This window comes from Amycolatopsis sp. NPDC003731, from assembly GCF_053586895.1.
Genome location: NZ_JBSFNC010000161.1, coordinates 1 through 19,171 on the forward strand (window position 1 = coordinate 1; position 19,171 = coordinate 19,171).

Annotated in this window: 19 protein-coding genes and 1 pseudogene; 7 read left to right on the top strand and 13 right to left on the bottom strand. The window is 72.5% G+C overall.

What is annotated here, in order from left to right; all coding sequences use genetic code 11:
• Positions 1–91: 91 nt before the first annotated feature.
• On the bottom strand, positions 92–772 hold the full coding sequence (locus tag ACWDN5_RS39810; RefSeq protein ID WP_086672798.1) for a response regulator: 681 nt from the start codon (positions 770–772) through the stop codon (positions 92–94).
• A gap of 7 nt (positions 773–779) precedes the next feature.
• The gene (locus ACWDN5_RS39815; RefSeq protein ID WP_310968477.1) at positions 780–2,084 is read right to left on the bottom strand and encodes a PspC domain-containing protein; all 1,305 of its coding nucleotides are present in this window, start codon (positions 2,082–2,084) and stop codon (positions 780–782) included.
• Between the two features lie 110 nt (positions 2,085–2,194).
• Here ACWDN5_RS39815 and ACWDN5_RS39820 point away from each other — a divergent pair, with 110 nt between their 5' ends.
• Together ACWDN5_RS39820 and ACWDN5_RS39825 are read left to right on the top strand one after the other, a co-directional pair.
• Positions 2,195–3,463 carry a PspC domain-containing protein gene (locus ACWDN5_RS39820; RefSeq protein WP_449679913.1) on the top strand — a complete coding sequence of 423 codons (1,269 nt, stop codon included), beginning with the start codon at positions 2,195–2,197 and terminating at the stop codon, positions 3,461–3,463.
• Positions 3,456–3,698, top strand: coding sequence for a hypothetical protein (locus tag ACWDN5_RS39825; RefSeq protein WP_310967560.1), 243 nt, complete (start codon positions 3,456–3,458; stop codon positions 3,696–3,698). The genes ACWDN5_RS39820 and ACWDN5_RS39825 overlap by 8 nt, the downstream gene beginning before the upstream one ends.
• Before the next feature lie 66 nt (positions 3,699–3,764).
• Here the strand turns inward: ACWDN5_RS39825 and guaA are convergent, their stop codons facing one another.
• A complete protein-coding gene (gene guaA, locus ACWDN5_RS39830) occupies positions 3,765–5,321 on the bottom strand; it encodes a glutamine-hydrolyzing GMP synthase (protein WP_449679914.1) in 1,557 nt (518 codons plus the stop codon).
• A gap of 109 nt (positions 5,322–5,430) precedes the next feature.
• On the opposite strand from guaA, the gene ACWDN5_RS39835 reads away from it, so the two are divergent.
• Positions 5,431–5,976, top strand: coding sequence for a DinB family protein (locus ACWDN5_RS39835; RefSeq protein WP_449679915.1), 546 nt, complete (start codon positions 5,431–5,433; stop codon positions 5,974–5,976).
• On the opposite strand, the gene ACWDN5_RS39840 is transcribed toward ACWDN5_RS39835, so the two are convergent.
• Positions 5,944–6,549 (bottom strand): rhomboid family intramembrane serine protease, encoded by a 606-nt coding sequence (locus ACWDN5_RS39840; RefSeq protein ID WP_449679916.1) that lies wholly within the window; start codon positions 6,547–6,549, stop codon positions 5,944–5,946. The two genes, ACWDN5_RS39835 and ACWDN5_RS39840, sit on opposite strands and share 33 nt — an antisense overlap.
• Before the next feature lie 75 nt (positions 6,550–6,624).
• Between ACWDN5_RS39840 and ACWDN5_RS39845 the strand changes: the two genes are divergently transcribed.
• Together ACWDN5_RS39845 and ACWDN5_RS39850 are read left to right on the top strand one after the other, a co-directional pair.
• Positions 6,625–7,659, top strand: a complete 1,035-nt coding sequence (locus ACWDN5_RS39845) for a zinc-dependent alcohol dehydrogenase family protein (RefSeq protein WP_449679917.1) — start codon at positions 6,625–6,627, stop codon at positions 7,657–7,659.
• Positions 7,660–7,714: 55 nt separating this feature from the next.
• Entirely contained in the window at positions 7,715–9,160 is a 1,446-nt protein-coding gene (locus tag ACWDN5_RS39850) for an aldehyde dehydrogenase family protein (protein WP_449679918.1), read from the top strand.
• Here ACWDN5_RS39850 and ACWDN5_RS39855 read toward each other — a convergent pair.
• The 3 genes from ACWDN5_RS39855 to ACWDN5_RS39865 all read right to left on the bottom strand — a co-directional run bounded on the left by ACWDN5_RS39855 (position 9,157) and on the right by ACWDN5_RS39865 (position 13,162).
• Entirely contained in the window at positions 9,157–10,662 is a 1,506-nt protein-coding gene (locus ACWDN5_RS39855) for an FAD-dependent oxidoreductase (RefSeq protein ID WP_449679919.1), read from the bottom strand. The two genes, ACWDN5_RS39850 and ACWDN5_RS39855, sit on opposite strands and share 4 nt — an antisense overlap.
• Before the next feature lie 72 nt (positions 10,663–10,734).
• On the bottom strand, positions 10,735–11,442 hold the full coding sequence (locus tag ACWDN5_RS39860) for a maleylpyruvate isomerase N-terminal domain-containing protein (protein ID WP_449679920.1): 708 nt from the start codon (positions 11,440–11,442) through the stop codon (positions 10,735–10,737).
• A 10-nt stretch (positions 11,443–11,452) separates the two neighbouring features.
• A complete protein-coding gene (locus ACWDN5_RS39865) occupies positions 11,453–13,162 on the bottom strand; it encodes a GMC family oxidoreductase (RefSeq protein WP_310967572.1) in 1,710 nt (569 codons plus the stop codon).
• Positions 13,163–13,316: 154 nt separating this feature from the next.
• Here ACWDN5_RS39865 and ACWDN5_RS39870 point away from each other — a divergent pair, with 154 nt between their 5' ends.
• Positions 13,317–13,511: a DUF397 domain-containing protein gene (locus ACWDN5_RS39870; RefSeq protein WP_449679921.1), complete on the top strand. Its 195-nt coding sequence runs from the start codon at positions 13,317–13,319 to the stop codon at positions 13,509–13,511.
• Here the strand turns inward: ACWDN5_RS39870 and ACWDN5_RS39875 are convergent.
• The 4 genes from ACWDN5_RS39875 to guaB all read right to left on the bottom strand — a co-directional run bounded on the left by ACWDN5_RS39875 (position 13,495) and on the right by guaB (position 17,147).
• Complete coding sequence (locus tag ACWDN5_RS39875; RefSeq protein ID WP_013222686.1) at positions 13,495–14,628, bottom strand: GuaB3 family IMP dehydrogenase-related protein; 1,134 nt, start codon at positions 14,626–14,628, stop codon at positions 13,495–13,497. The two genes, ACWDN5_RS39870 and ACWDN5_RS39875, sit on opposite strands and share 17 nt — an antisense overlap.
• Positions 14,629–14,704: 76 nt before the next feature.
• A complete protein-coding gene (locus tag ACWDN5_RS39880; RefSeq protein ID WP_310967580.1) occupies positions 14,705–14,968 on the bottom strand; it encodes a hypothetical protein in 264 nt (87 codons plus the stop codon).
• A gap of 2 nt (positions 14,969–14,970) precedes the next feature.
• On the bottom strand, positions 14,971–15,501 hold the full coding sequence (locus ACWDN5_RS39885) for a hypothetical protein (protein ID WP_310967581.1): 531 nt from the start codon (positions 15,499–15,501) through the stop codon (positions 14,971–14,973).
• Between the two features lie 134 nt (positions 15,502–15,635).
• Positions 15,636–17,147 (bottom strand): IMP dehydrogenase, encoded by a 1,512-nt coding sequence (gene guaB, locus ACWDN5_RS39890; protein WP_310967583.1) that lies wholly within the window; start codon positions 17,145–17,147, stop codon positions 15,636–15,638.
• Positions 17,148–17,263: 116 nt separating this feature from the next.
• Between guaB and ACWDN5_RS39895 the strand changes: the two genes are divergently transcribed.
• A complete protein-coding gene (locus tag ACWDN5_RS39895) occupies positions 17,264–17,659 on the top strand; it encodes a DUF5319 domain-containing protein (protein ID WP_003073549.1) in 396 nt (131 codons plus the stop codon).
• Between the two features lie 455 nt (positions 17,660–18,114).
• Here the strand turns inward: ACWDN5_RS39895 and ACWDN5_RS39900 are convergent, their stop codons facing one another.
• Both ACWDN5_RS39900 and ACWDN5_RS39905 read right to left on the bottom strand, forming a co-directional pair.
• Complete coding sequence (locus ACWDN5_RS39900) at positions 18,115–19,050, bottom strand: anti-sigma-D factor RsdA (RefSeq protein ID WP_310967586.1); 936 nt, start codon at positions 19,048–19,050, stop codon at positions 18,115–18,117.
• A pseudogene (locus ACWDN5_RS39905) lies at positions 19,051–19,171 on the bottom strand (RNA polymerase subunit sigma); the annotation flags it as partial.

The following is a 19,171-nucleotide window of genomic DNA, read 5'->3' on the forward strand; positions in this document are numbered from 1 at the left end:
TGGCGCTGCTGGCACGACCACCAGCCCTACAACCCCGACCTCCACGGCCGACTCCACACCCTCCACCAACAAGCCGCTTGACATAGGGCTCTCAGACGAGGCGGCGGTCGGAGGCCCAGCGGGAAAGCTCGTAGCGGTTCGACAGCTGGGTCTTGCGCAGGACGCTGGAAACGTGCGTCTCGACCGTCTTCACCGAGATGAACAGCTCCGACGCGATCTCCTTGTACGCGTACCCCCGCGCCAGCAGGCGCAGGACGTCGCGCTCGCGGGGCGTCAGCAGGTCCAGCTCGGGGTCGTTGATCGGCGCCGAACCCGGGCGATCCGCGAACGCGTCCAGCACGAACCCGGCCAGGCGCGGCGAGAACACCGCGTCGCCGTCGGAGACGCGGACCACCGCTCGGACCAGTTCCTTCGACGAGATCGTCTTCGTCACGTAGCCGCGCGCGCCCGCTCGGATGACCGCGATGACGTCCTCCGCCGCATCGGACACCGACAGGGCCAGGAACACCACGTCCGGCAGCTCCGGGCGGACCCGGCGCAGGACCTCGGCGCCGCCGCCGTCGGGCATGTGGACGTCGAGGAGCACCACCTGGGGCTTCGTGCGGGCGATGCCCGCGACCGCCTCCGCCACCGAACCGGCCTCGCCGACCACGCGCACCTCGTCGGTGATCGAGTCGAGCTCGGTGCGCACCCCCGCGCGGAACAGCGCGTGGTCGTCGACGAGGAACACCTTCACCGGTTCGCGCTGGGTGTCAGTCACGTCGTCGAGCATAGCCGCCTCACGCCGCTCCCTTGCCCGCTTTCACCGGCATGGCGAGCTGCACCTCGGTGCCCTCGCCCGGCGCCGTCCGGACCTTGCACGTGCCGCCGTGGCGGGTCATCCGGCCGCGGATCGAGTCGGCGAGGCCGTGGCGGTCGTCCGGGACGAGGTCGGGGTCGAAGCCCTTGCCGCGGTCGCGGACGAACACCGTCACCGACGTCGGCTCGACCTCGGCGTACACGCTCACCTCGTCGACGCCGGCGTGCTTGGCCGCGTTGACGATCGCCTCGCGGGCGGCCTGGACCAGCGCGACCAGGGATTCGTCCAGCTCGGCGTCGCCGACGACGACCTGGCCGACCGAGATCGCGAAGGTGTCCTCGACCTCGCCGCACGCCGTCGCGAGCGCCTCGGACAGCTGGCCGGTCGCTTCCTCGACCTTCTCGGCCGGCTTGCCGTAGCCGTTCGGGCCGTAGAGCCAGCCGCGCAGCTCGCGCTCCTGGCTGCGGGCCAGCCGGGCGACCTCGCGGGGCTGCTCGCTCTGCTTCTGGATCAGCGCGAGCGTCTGCAGCACGGAGTCGTGCAAGTGGGCGGCGATCTCGGCACGCTCGTCGGTGCGGATGCGGGCCTTGCGCTCGTCGGAGAGGTCGCGGACCAGCCGCAGCCAGAACGGCACGGTCAGCACGGCGACGCCGATCAGCGTGGCGAGGACCGCGATCAGCGCGAACTGAACCTGGTCGAGGGTGCCGCTGCGCAGCACGACGACGGTGATGCCGGTGATCACCAGCGCGACCCCGGCGACGATCCGGATGGCGGCCGACCAGCCGCCCCCGCCGAGGAAGGCGCCCGCGAAGCCGTCCTTCGCCCCGACCCGCCAGCGGCGGCGCTGCGACTCGTCGGCCTCCCGCCAGACGACCGCGAGACCGATCATGGCGACGGCCAGCGGCACCGCGACCCAGCCGCTGATGAACCCGGTGAGCGTCCCGCTGGCGACGGCGAGGCCGACGCCCAGCGCGATCAGGCCGAACGCCTGCTGGCGCTCCTTCGGCTTCGGCGCGTCCGCGGCTTCCTCGGACTGCTGCTGGACGAACACCCAGAGGAGCCCGTAGGCGAGCAGCCCGGCGCCGTTGAGCGCGGCGAGCAGGGCGAACGCCGTCCGCACCCAGAGGACCGGCACCCCGAGGTGATCGGCGAGCCCACCGGCGACCCCGGCGATGGCCCGCCCGGACCGGCGCCGGAACATCTTGGGCGCGACCGGGCCGGTGGTGGTGATCGCCTGCTCGGCGGGAACGTGGTCGAGGGACTCCTGCACGCCGTCCATGGTCACACGCACGGGGAGGCGGTTCCATCCGGGAAACCCCTGATCCAGGGAGCCAGGGGAAACCTCAGGGACCATCCCGGATGTCCCGCCGACCCGGGTGCCGCATGCTTCTCGGTATGAGTGGTGCGAGTGAGAAGCCGGGGGTCCTGAACGGCTTCGAGGAGACCGTCAAGGACTTTTGGGTCAGCCGGCCCCGGCGGCCGCACGCCGGGCGGAAGGTGGCCGGGGTGGCCGCCGCCATCGGGTACCGGTACGGCATCGATCCCGTCGTCGTGCGGATCGCCCTCGTCGTCACGACGATCTTCGGCGGCTTCGGGATTCCCTTCTACCTGCTGGGGTGGTTGTTCCTGCCCGGCGAGAGCGACGAGGTCTCCGGCTTCGAGAGCCTGATCGGGCGCGGCCGGTCTTCGGTGTCGCCCGCGTTCGCCGTCGTGCTCATGGTCCTCACCGTCGTCAGCGCCGGGGGCTCGATCACCGGGTCGTGGTTCGACGGCGGCGGGCTGATCAGCTGCGCCCTCATCACCGCCGCTCTCTACCTGCTGCACCGCAGCCGCGGCCACCTGAACCGCCCCGCGCCGGTCGCCGCGCGGACGTCGTACCCGGCCTTCACCGGAAACGGAGCCTTCACCATGACCGACACCGCCGAGGCGCCCACACCGGCGCGCGGCTGGGACCCCCTCGCCGCCGACCCGGCCGGCTGGGACCTCCCCGATGCGACGCCGCCCGTCCAGGAGCCCACGCCGTCGCCGTCCTACCAGGCGCCGGAACGGCGGCCGCGGTCGAAGGTCGGCTCGGCGACGTTCGCGCTGGCCGTGGTGACCGCCGGCGCCGGGGTGCTGGCCGGCTTGAACGGCGCCGGCTGGTTCGACGCGCAGCACATCATCGGCCTGGTGCTCGGCGTGGTCGGGATCGGCCTGGTCGCCGGCGCGTTCGCCCGCGGCGGCCGCGGCCTGATCGGGCTCGCGATCCCGCTGGCCATCGCCGGCCTGGTCCTGACGACCTCGCCGTTCAAGAACTTCGACATCCGCGGCGGCGTCGGCGACATCCGGGAGACCCCGCAGGCGGCCGCCGAGCTGAAGCCGCTCTACCAGCACGCGGCCGGCGACATCCGGCTCGACCTGACCGAGCTGCCCGAAGGCGCACCGTACTCGACGACCGTGTCGAACGGCGCGGGCGACACCACCGTCCTCGTGCCCGCCAACGCCGACGTCACCTTCGACTGCCACACCGGTGCGGGCGAGGCGCGGTGCTTCAACCGCTCGACCGACGGCATCAGCCAGGGCGCGCTGACCGGCACGGACAACGGCCCCGACGGCGTCGGCGGCCAGAAGATCACCCTGAAGGTTTCGAACAGCGTGGGCAACGTGGAGGTGCGGCGTGACTGACCAGAACCCTTACGCCTACGACAACCCGGCCGACACCCAGCCCGCGAAGCGCGGTGGCGTGGACGTCTTCACCCTGATCTTCGGGATCGCGACGCTGCTGGTGTCGGCGTACGTCCTCTCGGACGGCGCGAGCTGGCTGCCCTCGTTCGACTTCCGCTGGGTGATCGCCGGCGGTGCGGTGTTCGTGGGGCTGATGCTCCTCGGCGCGTCGTTCGGCAGCAAGCGGCGGCGCTGACCCTCCCCGAGAACCCTCGAGGCCCCGGATCCCACGCCGGGGCCTCGAGCCTTGTCTACAGTGGACTCACTCCCACTCGATGGTGCCCGGCGGCTTGGACGTCACGTCCAGCACCACCCGGTTGACCTCCGCGACCTCGTTGGTGATGCGCGTGGAGATCCGCTCCAGGACGTCGTAGGGCAGGCGCGTCCAGTCCGCGGTCATCGCGTCCTCCGACGACACCGGCCGCAGCACCACCGGGTGGCCGTAGGTCCGGCCGTCGCCCTGGACGCCGACGCTGCGGACGTCGGCCAGCAGCACCACCGGGCACTGCCAGATGCTGCGGTCCAGCCCGGCCGCCGTCAGCTCCTCGCGGGCGATCAGGTCGGCCGCGCGCAGGGTGTCCAGGCGCTCCTGGTCGACCGCGCCGATGATCCGGATGCCCAGGCCGGGGCCGGGGAACGGCTGGCGCTGCACGATCGTCTCGGGCAGGCCCAGCTCCGAGCCGACCCGCCGGACCTCGTCCTTGAACAGCAGCCGCAGCGGCTCGACCAGCTCGAACTCCAGGTCGTCCGGCAGGCCGCCGACGTTGTGGTGGCTCTTGATGTTCGCCGTGCCTTCGCCGCCGCCGGACTCGACGACGTCCGGGTAGAGCGTGCCCTGGACCAGGAACTTGTAGTCGCCCTGGGCCTTGAGGTCCCGCTCGGCCTGCTCGAAGACGCGGATGAACTCGCGGCCGATGATCTTGCGCTTCTGCTCCGGGTCGGTGACGCCGGCCAGCGCGTCGAGGAACCGCTCGCGCGCGTCCACGGTCACCAGGTTGACGCCGGTGGCGGCGACGAAGTCGCGCTCGACCTGGGTGCGCTCCCCCGCCCGCAGCAGGCCGTGGTCGACGAACACGCAGGTCAGCCTGTCCCCGATGGCGCGCTGCACCAAAGCCGCGGCCACGGCGGAGTCGACGCCGCCGGACAGGCCGCAGATGGCCCGGCCGTCACCGATCTGGTCGCTGATCCGCCGGACCTGCTCCTCGACGATCGACGACGTCGTCCACTGCGGCTTGATGCCCGCGATGTCGTGCAGGAACCGGCGCAGCACCTCCTGGCCGTGCGGCGAGTGCGCGACCTCCGGGTGGTACTGGACGCCGGCGAAGCGGCGCTCGACGTCTTCGAAGCCGGCGACCGCGGCGCCGTCCGAGGACGCCGTGACGACCGCGCCCTCCGGAGCCTTGGTGACGCTGTCGTTGTGGCTCATCCAGGCGGGCTGGTGCGCGGGCAGGCCGGCGTGCAGGACACCGCCGTCGCCGGTGACGCGGACCTCGGTGCGGCCGAACTCGCGCACGCCGGTCGGCTCGACGACCCCGCCGAGCGCGCTGGCCAGCAGCTGGTGGCCGTAGCAGATGCCGAACATCGGGACGCCGGCTTCGGTGAGCTTCAGGTCCATGCCGGGGGCGCCTTCGGCGTACACGCTCGAAGGACCGCCGGAAAGGATGATGGCCGCGGGGTTCTTCGCGAGGATCTCTTCGGTGGACGCGCTGTGCGGCACGACCTCCGAGTAGATCTGTGCCTCGCGGACGCGCCGGGCGATCAGCTGCGCGTACTGCGCCCCGAAGTCCACGACGAGAACCGGACCGGTGGGGTTGGGCACCTGGCGACCTCCTGGCGAGAAGCGGGATTCCCCACCATCGTCCCAGGTGGGCCCGGTCACCCGGGATTCAGGGCCGCCCCTGTCCTCGATCCGGCCTACGGTGCCCGGTATGGCCGTGAACTGGACGAAGGAACTGACCGACCAGCTCGACTTCCACTGGACGGTGCACACGCGCCCGAAGCTCGAAGGACTCACCGACGACGAGTACCTCTGGGAGCCGGTCGCGGGCTGCTGGACCGTGCGGCCGCGGAAGTCCGGCGACGAGCCCGGGACCGGCCCGTTCACCATCGACTGGGCCTACCCCGAACCGACGCCACCGCCGGTCACGACGATCGCCTGGCGGCTCGGCCACATCCTGGTCGGCGTGCTCGGCGCGCGGATCGCGGCGCACTTCGGCGGCGAACCGATCGGCTACGACACCTACCCCTACCCCGGGACGGCCGCCGAGGCACTCGCCGAGCTCGAGAAGCTCTACGCGCAGTGGGTCGCCGGGGTGCGATCGCTCGACGAGGAGGCCCTGGCCCGGCCGTGCGGACCGGCGGAAGGCCCGTACGCGAAGTACCCGATGGCCACGCTGGTGCTGCACATCCACCGCGAGATGATCCACCACTGCGCCGAGGTGCTACTGCTGCGCGACCTTTACCGGAGCCGGTAGCAACAGGAAGCCCAGCGCCAGGCCGAGCAGGGCGGGCAGGCCGTGGTTGTCGTGCGCGATCGTGTCCGCCACGGCCAGCACCGGCACCGCGAAGGCCATGATCCGGAACTGGACCGGCAGCACCACGCCGTAGCGGCGCGAAGCCACCATGACCACGGCCGCGAGGCCGCCGATCAGGCCCGCCACGCACATCGAGTTGCCCGCGCCGACCGGGTTGAGCCAGACGTAGCTCATGACCTGCCCGAACAGGCCGCAGCCGAAGAACAGGACGAGCCAGCGGACCCGGCCGAACACGCGCTCGGCGAGCGTGCCGAACACCGCCAGCCAGAGCAGGTTCGACGTCAGGCCGAACGCCCGGCCGTCCTGGAAGAACATGCCGGTGACCAGGCGGTACCACTCGCCCGCGTCGATGCGCGTGGCGTCGCGGTGCATTGCCTCGTACAGCGGCGGGTGGGCCAGCTGCGCGATCCCGCAGGCCAGCGTCACCGCGAAGACCGCGGCGGTCAGGTACGGGCGGCGGCCCGCCCGGGCGAGGGCCCCGAACGGGTTGCGGGATGCGGTGTGCGTGGTCATGGCCGAAAATCTAGGCGCGCCACCGCGGTCGCACCCCCGACGTTTGTCACGAACCGCCACGGGAAGGCCCCCAGTATGCGAGCAACAGTCATCTACGGCGCCGGCGACGTGCGGGTCGAGACCGTCCCGGACCCGAAGCTGGCCGAACCGACCGACGTCATCCTGCGGGTCGTGCGGTCCTGCATCTGCGGCAGCGACCTCTGGCCGTACGCCGACATGGCGCCGAGCGAGCACGGCCGGCGCATCGGGCACGAGTTCCTCGGGATCGTCGAGGAGACGGGCGCGGACGTCACGACCGTCACGAAGGGCGACCTCGTCATCGCGCCCTTCGTCTACTCCGACAACACCTGCCAGTTCTGCCGTGAGGGACTCCAGACGTCCTGCCTGCACGGCGGGTTCTGGGGCGCGAAGGGCGTCGACGGCGGCCAGGGCGAAGCGGTGCGCGTGCCGCAGGCCGACGGCACTCTCGTCAAGGTCCCGCACACCGAGGACGACGACCTGCTGGCGTCGCTGCTCACGCTGTCCGACGTCTTCCCGACCGGGCACCACGCCGCGACGAAGGCCCGCGTGCGCGCGGGCCAGAACGTCACCGTGATCGGCGACGGCGCGGTCGGTCTCTCCGCCGTCCTCGCCGCGAAGCGGCTGGGCGCCGAACGGATCGTCCTCATGGGACGCCACCAGGCGCGGACCGACCTCGGCCGCGAGTTCGGCGCGACCGACGTCGTCGCCGAACGCGGCGAGGAGGGTATCGAGAAGGTGCGGGACCTGACGAACGGCGAGGGCACGCACGCCGTCCTGGAGTGCGTCGGCACGAAGGCCGCGTTCGAGATGGCCGTCGGCGCCGTGCGCCCGGGTGGCTCGGTCAGCCGCGTCGGCGTCCCGCAGTACGAAGAGGGCCCGATCGGCCCGGCGCTGTTCCGGCGCAACGTCACCGTCACCGGCGGCGTCGCCCCCGCCCGGCACTACATCCCCGAACTGCTGCCGGACGTCCTCGACGGCAAGTACCGGCCCGGCCGGGTCTTCGACCGGACCATCGGCATCGAGGACGTCCCCGCCGGCTACCGCGCGATGGCGGACCGCGAAGCGCTGAAGGTGCTCATCAAGCCGTGACCCGTCCGGGTGGGGGTCACTCGATCGCGGCGCCGCCCGCATTACGTTGGTACGCATGGACATGATCACCCCCGAGCCGCGTCCCGCCTGGATCGCCGGCCGTCCCGAAGCGGGCGCCACCACCCTCGTCGTGCACCACCCGTACGACGGCAGCGAGGTCGCCACGGTCGCTGTGCCTGGGCCGGACCAGGTCGAACGCGCGGTGGCCGCCGCGGCCTCGGTCGCGCGCGAACTCCGTGGCACGCCGGCGCACGTCCGGGCGGGAGCGCTCGACCACGTCTCCCGCGGGCTCGCCGCGCGCGCCGAGGAGATCGCCGAGGTGATCACCGCCGAAAACGGCAAACCGCTCAAGTGGGCCGAAGCCGAGGTCAAGCGCGCGGTGTCGGTGTTCCGGATCGCCGCCGAGGAGGCCCGCCGCTTCACCGGCGATGTCCAGCGCCTCGACACGGACCCCGCGGGCGAGGCGCGGCTGGCGCTGACCCGCCGTGTCCCGCGCGGGCCGGTGCTCGGCATCGCGCCGTTCAACTTCCCGCTCAACCTGGTCGCGCACAAGGTCGCGCCGTCGCTGGCGATCGGCGCGCCGATCATCGTCAAGCCCGCGCCGCGGACGCCGTTGTCCGCGCTGGTCCTCGGCGAGATCCTGGCCGAGACGGACCTGCCCGCAGGCGCGTTCTCCGTGCTGCCGCTGGGAAACGAGGAGACGCAGGCGCTCGTCGCCGACCCGCGGCTGCCGGTCGTGTCGTTCACCGGCTCTGGCCCGGTCGGCTGGTCGCTCAAGGACGCGGCGCCGCGCAAGCACGTCGTGCTCGAGCTGGGCGGCAACGCGGCGGCCGTCGTGCTGCGCGACTGGCCCGACCCCGAAGGCGCCGCGCACCGGATCGCCACCTTCGGCAACTACCAGGCCGGCCAGTCCTGCATCGCGGTGCAGCGGGTGATCGTGGACGCCGCCGTGGCCGAGGAGTTCGTGCCCGCGCTGGTGGAAGCGGTCGAGTCGCAGCGCACGGGCGACCCGTACGACCGCAACACCGACGTCGGCCCGGTCGTCGACAAGGCCGCCGCCGAACGGATCGTCGCGTGGATCGACGAAGCCGTCGAGGCAGGCGCGAAGGTGCTCACCGGCGGCACCCGCGACGGCGCGACCGTCGCCCCGACGCTGCTCACCGACGTCCCGCCGGACACCAAGGCCTGGAACGAGGAGATCTTCGGACCGGTGCTCGCGGTGTCCATTGTGGACGGCGTGGACGAGGCCTTCCGCTCGGTCAACGAATCGGCGTACGGCTTGCAGGCCGGCGTCTTCACCACGGACGTCCAGCTGGCCTTCCACGCCTCGGCCGAGCTGGAGGTCGGCGGCGTGATCATCGGCGACGTCCCGTCCTACCGCGCCGACCAGATGCCCTACGGCGGTGTGAAGGGCTCCGGCGTCGGCCGCGAAGGCGTGCTCGCCGCGATGCACGACCTGACCGAAGAGCGCGTCACCGTCTTCACCGGCATCGACCTCTAGCTGACCACGCCCTGCCCGAACCGGAAGACGTTGTTGGGGTCGTACTTGCGCGCGACGTCCTGCAGCCGCTTGGCGTTGTCGCCGTAGTAGGCGGTCTTCCAGTCGGGCAGGGCCGGGTCGATGTAGTTGACGTACCCGCCGCCCGCGCCGGCCGCGGCGAGCCCGGCGACGGCGTCGCCGATCGTCTGCGTGACCTTCGCCCGGGTCTTCGCCGTCGCGCTCGCGTAGACCTGCACGCTGGCCAGCGCGTCCCGGTGACAGAACGCGGTGGCGTCCTTGGCCGGCCCGGCCACCGCGCCGCCGAGGCTGTCGATCAGCAGGTCCATGCCCGGCTTGCCGTCCGCGACCGCGACGACCTTCGCGGCGTCGACCGGGGTGGTGATGATCCGCGAGGACGCGACGAACGACTGGCGGTTCGAACTGCCCTCGAAGTACTTCATGGCACCGAGGTAGTCCAGGGTCTTCACCACGCGCTGCGCCGGCCGGGCGCCCGCGTTCGTGGTCAGGTTGTTGAGCAGCGTGTTCAGCCCGGCGGCGTCCCCGACGTAGCAGCCGCCGACGCGGCACTGCACCGGCGAGCCGCCCGAGAGCACCAGGTTCGCCCAGAGCTCCGGCGGCATCGCGGCGATCCACTGCTGCCACGCGGCGAGCACGCCGGCGCCCGACCCGGCCGGGAAGCGCAGCGAGAACACGGTCAGCTCCGGCGGCACCGGGTCGGTGTCGAAGGTGAACTCGGTGACGACGCCGAAGTTGCCTCCGCCCCCGCCGCGCAGGGCCCAGAACAGGTCCGGCTCGGAGCCCGCGGAAGCGGTGAGCAGCCGGCCGTCGGCCGTGACGACCTGCGCGGAACTCAGGTGGTCGCAGGTCAGGCCGTACTTGCGGGTGAGCACGCCGATGCCGCCGCCGAGGGTCAGCCCGGCGATCCCGACCGTCGGGCAGGTCCCGGCGGGCAGCACGCGCCCGGCCCGCGCCAGCCCGGCGTAGACGTCCTTCAGCTTCGCGCCGGCGCCGATCACCGCCTTGCCGCCCTGGACGTCGACCTTGTTCAGCGCGGCCACGTCGATGACCAGCCCGCTCTGGGGCACGGAGTAGCCGGCGTAGCTGTGGCCGCCGCTGCGTGCGGCGATGGTGACGCGCCCGGCGGTCGCCCGGACGCAGGCCTGGACGTCCTCGGCGGTGGCCACGGTCGCGACGGCGACCGGGTTGTTGCCGTCGAAGAGCTGGTTGAAGCCGTGTTTGGCGGTGTCGTAGCCGTCGGTGCCCGGGCGCAGCAGGCTGCCGGTCAGCTTGGTGCGCAGGTCGTCCCAGTTCGGCGGGCCGGTGGGCAGGCCGCTGGCGGACGGGGCGGTCGGCGGGGGCGCCGGAGCGGTCGACGCGACCGGGGCCGCGGGCTGCTCCGGCCCGCACGCGGCGGCGACGGCACCGGCGGCCGAGACGCCCGCGATGCGCAGGAACGCCCTCCGGGGGACGCCGGGCCGCCCCTGGTCGTGCTCACTGTCCACAGCGGACTCCTCGGTGCCGGGAACGCCCAGTGTAGAGCGGGCGCAAGGCGTTCACCGGACGGAGCGGACCGATCACGCCCAGGCGGGAATCCGCGGCACGTCCCCTTCGAGGCCGGCGCCGTCGGAGCGCCCGCTGAGCCAGGCCAGCAGCGCCCCGGCCGACCCGCGTACGGTCGCCTTCGGGGCGGCGCCCATCGTCCATTCGAACCCGTCGGCGGCCAGGCGGAGCGAGGGCAGGTGGGCACCGCGGGAGGCGATGGCGTGCTGGACGACGTCCTCGGTGAGCGGCCCGAGCAGCCCGAGCACCCGGTCCAGGTCGTATCCGCGGTCGAGGTCGGCGAGGTGGATGGCCAATTCGGACAGCCGCATCCGCGCCACAACGGTCCCGGTGACGGGCAACCCCTGCCGGTTGCGGGCTTCGCGCGCCCAGGCGTCATCCGGCATGGCGGCGGCGTACTGCTCGAAGCGCCCGGCGGAGGCGACGAAGTCGGCGAGCAGATCGGCGGCCCCGTGCTGGGCACTGGTTTCGATGTCCCGCTCGCGGGCTTCCGGGCTGGCGTACATCGGGGTCTCGACGCCGGTGTTCGCCCAGGTCAGGAGGTTCTGCAGACCATCGGCGTTGCGGGCGACGTGCGCGAGGACGTGGGCCCGCGACCAGCCGGGCAACGCGCTGGGGGCGCGCAGCTCGGGCTCGCCGAGGCCACCGATGGCCCGCGCCCACTCGTCGTCGAGCTTCCTGACCCCGTCGAGCAGGGCGTGTGCCTTCTCGGATGCCGTCACGGCCCCGAGTCTAGGACCGGCGCAGAGCGGCGGGTGCGTCCGCCGGGACGGCCGGGTTCTTCGGCGCGATCGGCTCCAGCCGCGCGTAAGGCGCGTCCTGGGCCGGCCGCAGGTCCTCCTCGCCCTTGTTCGGCCAGAACGAGAACGCGCGCTCCGCCTGGGCCGTGATCGTCAGCGACGGGTTCACGCCCAGGTTGGCCGTGATCGCCGCGCCGTCGACCACCGACAGGCCCGGGTAGCCGAACACCCGGTGGTACGGGTCGATCACGCCCTCGTCGGCCGACGCTCCGATCGGGACGCCGCCGATGAAGTGGGCCGTCAGCGGGATGTCGAAGATCTCGCCCCACGTGCCGCCCGCGATGCCGCCGATGTGCTCGGCCGTGCGCTCGTTGGCTTCGTGGCCCGCCGGGATGAAGCTCGGGTTCGGCTCTCCGTGGCCCTGCTTGGACGTGTACTTGCGCCGCCCGAACAGGCCGCGGCGGGTGTACGTCGTGATCGAGTTGTCCAGGCTCTGCATCACCAGCAGGATCACCGTGCGCTCGCTCCAGCGGTAGCCGTTGAGCAGCTTCGCCGCCTGGATCGGGTGCTTCGCCATGAAGGTGACGGCCTGCCGCCAGCGCGGCACCGGCGAAGCGCCGTCCGTCGCGATCGTCTGCAGCAGGCTCATCGCGTTGCTGCCCTTGCCGTACCGCACCGGCTCGATGTGGGTGTTGTCGTCCGGGTGGATCGACGACGTGATCGCTACGCCGCGGCTGAAGTTCCGGCTCTCGTCGACGTCGGTGCGGGCCGCGCCGATGATCGCCTCGGAGTTCGTGCGGGTCAGCTCGCCGAGCCGGCGCGACAGCCGCGGCAGCGTGCCCGTGTCCTTCATCTTGTGCAGCAGGTTCTGCGTGCCCCAGGTCCCCGCGGCGAAGACGACCTTCTCGGCCGTGATCGTCGTCCGGAACCGCTTCGAGGTCGTCCCGGTCTTCTTCAACGACACCTCGTACCCGCCGTCGATCGGCTTCACCGACGTCACCGTGGTCAGCGGGATGACGTGGGCGCCGTCCTGCTCGGCCAGGTAGAGGTAGTTCTTGACCAGCGTGTTCTTCGCCCCGACGCGGCAGCCCGTCATGCACGAGCCGCACTCGGTGCAGCCGACGCGCTCGGGGCCGGCGCCGCCGAAGTACGGGTCCGCCGCCTTCTCGCCCGGCTTTCCGAAGTAGACACCCACCGGCGTCGCGTGGAACGAATCGGCGACGCCCATGTCCTTCGCGACCTCGCGCATCACGACGTCCGACGGTGTGATGGTCGGGTTCGTGACGACGCCGAGCATGCGGCTCGCCTGGTCGTAGTGCGGCGCGAGCTCGGACTCCCAGTCGGTGATGTGCGCCCACTGCCGGTCGCGGTAGAACGGCTTGAGCGGCCGGTACAGCGTGTTCGCGTAGACCAGCGACCCGCCGCCGACGCCGGCGCCCGCCAGCACCATCACGTCGTTGAGCATGTGGATGCGCTGGATGCCGTAGCAGCCGACCTGCGGCGCCCACAGGTAGCGCTTGAGGTCCCACGACGTCTTCGCGAACTCGTCGTCGGCGAACCGGCGGCCCGCCTCGACGACGGCCACCCGGTAGCCCTTCTCCGTGAGCCGCAGCGCCGCGACGCTGCCGCCGAACCCCGACCCCACCACGACGACGTCGTAGTCGGGGCCACCCGCACTGGTGGTGGTGTTACTGGCAGTCACACCTGGAGCGTAACTCCGGCTCCGCGTTCTGACCAGAGGTAAGTTACCCGCCGGTTACGCTTGTCCGACGACAATAGTGGGTAATCTCCACGGTGGTCGATGTCCACGTCGGCGAATCACCGCCGGTCGGGGCACAAGGGCGGGAGACACCACGATGAGCCCACGAACGCTCACCGGTTGGCGCAAGTCGAGCCACAGCCACTTCGAAGAGAACGCCTGCGTCGAGATCGGCACCGGTCCCGGCGTCGTCGGGGTCCGGGACACCAAGCAAGCGGCGCCCCGGCCGGTCCTCGTCTACTCCGCGGCCACCTTCGCCGCGTTCCTCGGCCACCTCACCGCCGGACGGTGAGGCCCACCCGCTGGAACTCCTTGAGGTCCGAGTAACCCGTCTTCGCCATCGCGCGGCGCAGCGCCCCGAACAGGTTCACCACACCTTCCGCGTCCGACGAGGGCCCGAACAGCAGGGTCTTGAGGTCGACGGCGTAGTCGGGGCCGGCCGCCACGCGCGAGCGCGGCAGGGACGGGTGCGCCGCGGCCGCCGTCCAGTACAGGCCCTGACCGGGCGCGTCCGAGGCGGCGGCCAGCGGGGAGCCGAGCATGACGGCGTCCGCGCCGCACGCGATGGCCTTGGCGATGTCGCCCGACACCGTCATGCCGCCGTCGGCGAGCACGTGCACGTACCGGCCGCCGGTCTCGTCGAGGTAGTCGCGGCGGGCGGCCGCGGCGTCGATGATCGCGGTGGCCATCGGGACGCCGATGCCGAGGACGCGGTCGGTGCTCGTCACGCCCGGCGTGTAGCCGTGGCCGACGATGACACCGGCCGCGCCGGTGCGCATGAGGTGCATCGCCGTGCGGTAGTCGCTGACGCCGCCGGCGATCACCGGCACGTCGAGGCGGCCGATGAACTCCTTGAGGTTGAGCGGCTCGGCGTCGCGCTGGACGTGCTCGGCGGAGATGATCGTGCCCTGCACGACGAGGATTTCGACGCCGGCCGCGATCAGGTCCGGGGTCAGCTCGGCGGCGTGCTGCGGGCTGACGCGCGCGGCCACCGTGACACCGGACTCGCGGACCGTCTTGATCGCCTCGGTCAGCAGGTCGAGCCGGATCGGCGCGGCGTGCAGCTCCTGCAGCACGCGGCCGACGGCGGTCGGGTCTTCGAGGTCCTCGGCCGCGCGGACGAGCTGGAAGATGGCGTCTTCGACGTTCGCGTGCCGCGCCCAGAGCCCTTCGGCGTTGAGCACGCCCAGCCCGCCGAGCTCGCCGACGGCGACCGCGGTGCCGGGCGAGACGATCGCGTCCGTCGGGTGCGTGACGAGCGGCAGGTCGAAGCGGTAGGCGTCGATCTGCCAGGAGGTGGACACCACCGAAGACGACCGGGTCCGCCGCGAAGGCACGATCTCGACGTCGTCGAGGTCATACGCCCGCCGCGCGGTGCGGCCCATCCCGATCTCGACCAGGTCCCGCACGTGAAGCCTCCTCCGACGACGACAATCTGCCGTGCCCCATTGTCGCTAGGCCGCGTGGGTGACCTGCGCACGGGGGTTAGAACAGCGGGACCACCAGCAGGACGCCCACCACCACGGCCGCCGCCGCGAGCACCGCCGCGACCACGGGACGGCCGCTGCCGGACACGAAGACCAGAACACCGCCCAGCAGCCCGGCCCCGAACAGCGCGGCGAAGAAGATCCGGAGGTCTTCGGTGTCGGCCGGCACGCGGTGCCGCCGGACCTCGATCGCGCGCACCGCCCGCCCGACTTCGGAGATCTCCAGGCACAGCGCGGCCGCCAGCAGGAATTTTCCGGACACGCTCACACCCGGACGAACACCGCGATCGGCGCCAGCAGCGCCCCCAGTGCGAGGGCCAGCCAGGTGGCCACCGGCGGGTAGACGTTGAGCCGGACCGCGCCGAAGTACACCGCGCCCAGGGCCAGCAGGCTGGCGACGATCAACAGGACCGGCCGGACCACGCCGGACCGCAGGTCGACCACGCCGCCGCCCGCGCGCAGGTAGGCGATGCTGCCGTCCGCGGTGGACACGTCGAGCGTCACCGGCTGGCCGGCCGGCAGGTCGAGGCCGGAATCCACCGCCGTGACGCGGTAGTGCCGGCCGCCCGCGGCGTCGACCTCGACGGTGTGGCTCTCCGCGTCCGCGTACCCGCCGACGGGGAGCGCGCCGCGCGTGTGGGACACCACGTGCCCTTCGACGCGGTAGGTCGGCGCGTCCCGGCCGGCCAGGGCCTGGCACATCAGGCACACCACGCCGCCCAGGAAGAGGGACACCAGGGCGACGGCCGTGAAGAACACCTTGCGCAGCACGCGGGTGAACCGGCCGGCCGTCATGCGTCCTAGTGCACACCACGGCGACCACGCCAGGCGATAGGCCGATTACGGTAAGCACGCTAGGTCACGGTGACACAGCGAGAAGCCCGCACTTCGGATCGGTTCCGAGTGCGGGCCGCGCTGCCGGCCGTGACTCAGCGGGTCGTGTAGTTCGGGGCCTCGACGGTCATCGTGATGTCGTGCGGGTGGCTTTCCTTGAGCCCGGCCGCGGTGATCCGGACCAGCTGCGCTTCTTGCAGCTGCGCGATCGTCTCGGCCCCCGCGTACCCCATGCCGGCGCGCAGGCCGCCGACCAGCTGGTGCACGACGTTGGCCAGCGGGCCGCGGAACGGGATCCGGCCCTCGATGCCCTCGGGAACCAGCTTGTCTTCGTTGAGCACGTCGTCCTGGGCGTAGCGGTCCTTCGAGTAGGACTTGCCCTGGCCGCGGGACTGCATCGCGCCGAGCGAGCCCATGCCGCGGTAGACCTTGAACTGCTTGCCGTTGACCAGGATCAGGTCGCCCGGGGACTCGGCGGTGCCGGCGAGCAGGCTGCCCAGCATCACCGTGGACGCGCCGGCCGCGATGGCCTTCGCGATGTCGCCGGAGTACTGGATGCCGCCGTCGCCGATCACCGGGATGCCCGCCGGGCGCGCGGCCTGGTCGGCCTCGTAGATCGCCGAGATCTGCGGCACGCCGACGCCGGCCACGATCCGGGTGGTGCAGATGGAGCCCGGGCCGACGCCGACCTTGATGCCGTCCGCGCCCGCGTCGACCAGCGCCTGCGCGCCCGCGCGGGTGGCGACGTTGCCGCCGACGATGTCGACCGACTCGCCCAGCTCCTTCTTCAGCAGCGAGACCGTGTCGACGACCGCGCGGGAGTGCCCGTGCGCGGTGTCGACCATCAGCACGTCGACGCCGGCCTCGGCCAGCGTCATCGCGCGCTTGTGGCCGTCTACCCCCACGCCGACCGCGGCACCGACGATGAGCCGGCCGTCCGGGTCCTTGGTCGCCTTCGGGTACTGCTCGGTCTTCACGAAGTCCTTGACCGTGATCAGGCCGCGGAGCTTGCCCGCGCCGTCGACGATCGGCAGTTTCTCGATCTTGTGCCGGCGCAGCAGGCCGAGCGCGGCGTCCGCCGACACCCCGACCTGCGCGGTGACCAGCGGCGCCTTCGTCATGACCTCGGACACCGGGCGGCTGTGGTCGACCTCGAACCGCATGTCGCGGTTGGTGATGATGCCCACCAGCGTGCCGGCCGCGTCGGTCACCGGCACGCCGGAGATGCGGAACTTGGCGCACAGGGCGTCGACCTCGGCCAGCGTCGCGTCCGGCGCGCAGGTGACCGGGTCGGTGACCATGCCGGCCTCGGACCGCTTGACGACCTCGACCGCGGCGGCCTGCTCGTCGATCGGCAGGTTGCGCTGGAGTACGCCGATGCCGCCCTGGCGGGCCATGGCGATGGCCATCCGCGCCTCGGTGACGGTGTCCATCGCCGCGGACACCAGCGGCACGCCGAGGGTGATGTTCCGGGTCAGCCGGGAGCTCGTGTCGACGGTGCTGGGGACGACGTCGGATTCGGCCGGCAGCAGCAGCACGTCGTCGAAGGTCAGGCCGAGCATGGCGAACTTGGCCGGAACGGGGGCGGTGGTGCCGTCGCTGGTCATAGCGGGTGAAGGGCCTTCCTGGCGCGGGATGAGCGTGTCGCTGTGGCGACTCGGAGCCTTCCCCTCATGATATCCGCCGCTCCCCGCCCGCCCCGGGCGGTGGGCGGCCCGGTACCGTGCAGGCCGTGGCGCACGATGTCCTGCCTCCAGACCCGTTCGCGGACGACCCGGACGACCCGGCCCGCGCATTCGGAGACCCCGAGGACCGGCTGGACGAGCCGATCAGCGACTCCGAACGCACCGAACTGCTGGCCGATCTCTCGGATCTGGCCGTGTACCAGGCCCTCCTCGAACCCCGCGGGGTCCGCGGGATCGTGGTCGACTGCGGCGAGTGCGACGAACCCCACTACCACGACTGGCACCTGCTGCGAGCCAGCCTCGAGCAGCTGCTGGCGGACGGCCGGATGCGCCCCCACGAACCGGCCTACGACCCGAACCCCGGTGACTACGTGAGCTGGGACTACTGCCGCGGGTTCGCGGACGGCGTGACGGCCAACGAAAGCGCGTACTGAGCGGTCCTTCGGCTGGCTGCGAAGAAGCCCTGGTGAGGTTCCTCACCAGGGCTTTTTGCTGCGGCCTCTGGCCGCCGCGCGAGCGGGGTCGCTCGTTGCGCTGCCCGCCCGCGGGCGCGGCCGGGGCGCGCTGCCCGGCAGCGGTCATGGTCGGCGGCGGACTCGCAGCTCGGCGGCGGGGCTGCGCTTCCCGCTGCCCGACGCGGGCACGCCGCGCGGGCGGGGTCGGCGCTCGCCGCGCGGCGAACCCGGCCCGTTGCCGGTCGCGCCGGTGCTGGTCGGCGAAGTGGGAGCCGCGGTCGGCGCCGGGCTCGCGCTGAGCGTGGCCCGCCCGCGGACTCGCCACGCGGGCGGGGTCGGCGCCGGGCCCGCAGCTCGGCGCCTTGCGCTGCGGCCAGGGCGTGCCGACCGGCAGCGGTCGTGGTGTCGCGGACCGCTGCCGGGAAGGGCTGCTGCTACGGCGTCTCGCCGACGCCCTGCGACTGGCCGCCCGCGGACTCGCTGCGCGGCGTGCCCGGCTCGTTGCCGGTGGCGCCGGTGGTGGTCGGCGGCGGCGGAGTCGTTGTCGGCGGCGGGGTCGTCGTCGGCGGTGGCGGGGTCGGCGTCGGGGTTGCGCTGCCCGGCAGGCTCGTGGTTCCGCTGCCGCTGCCGGGGAGGGACGAGGCCGAGCCGGCCGGCGGGGCCTGGCTCGTCGGTGCGCCCGGCGTGGCCGACGGCAGGGACGTCTGGATCGGGCCCTGGACCGGCGCGTCCGGGTTCGTCAGCTGAGCGGCGAGCTGCCGGTGCTGCTCCATCAGCTGGTCGCGGTTCTCCTCGTCGGTGACCTGCGACAGGGCGGCCTGGGCGTCCTGGAGGGCCTGGCGGGCGGCGTCGAGGTTGCCGCCGGCGATGGCGAGGTTGGCCTTTTCGAGGTCGAGCTTCGCAGTCGCGGCCGCCTCGACGGAACGGGTGTGATCGGCGTACAGGACCTTCGCGAGGCCCCACAGCGTGTCGCCGGGTTGTGCGGAGCGCGCGGCCAGCCCGGTGCCGGTGAACGCGATCGCCAGCACGGCGGCGGCGACGGCGACCGGGACGAGCAGCCTGCGGCGGCGTCCGCTCGAAGCGTGCCGCTTCGCGAGAGCGGCGGTACTGACGGTGCGCACGGCGGTGTCGACGTCGACCAGCTCGGCCAGCGGCTCGCTGTCGATGTCTCTTCGCCACGCCACCAGCAACGCGTTGAGCTCCTGGTCGCCGAGACCGTCGGCCAGCGCCGGGTCGGACCCGCCGAGCGCGTCGAGCAGCGCGTCGTCGGCCTGTACGGCCGACAGGTCGGCGGCGAACTCCGCCTCCGACGCCGTCAGGCCACTGCCGAAGACGTCGTCCGGCTCGAATCTCTTCTCGTGACCGGTCACTCAGATCACCTCCTCCGCGGCCAGGACCTTTCTCAGCCGCGCGAGGGCGCGGTGCTGGGCGACGCGGACGGCGCCGGGCGTGGAGCCGACCGCGTCCGCGGTCTCCTCCGCCGACAGGCCG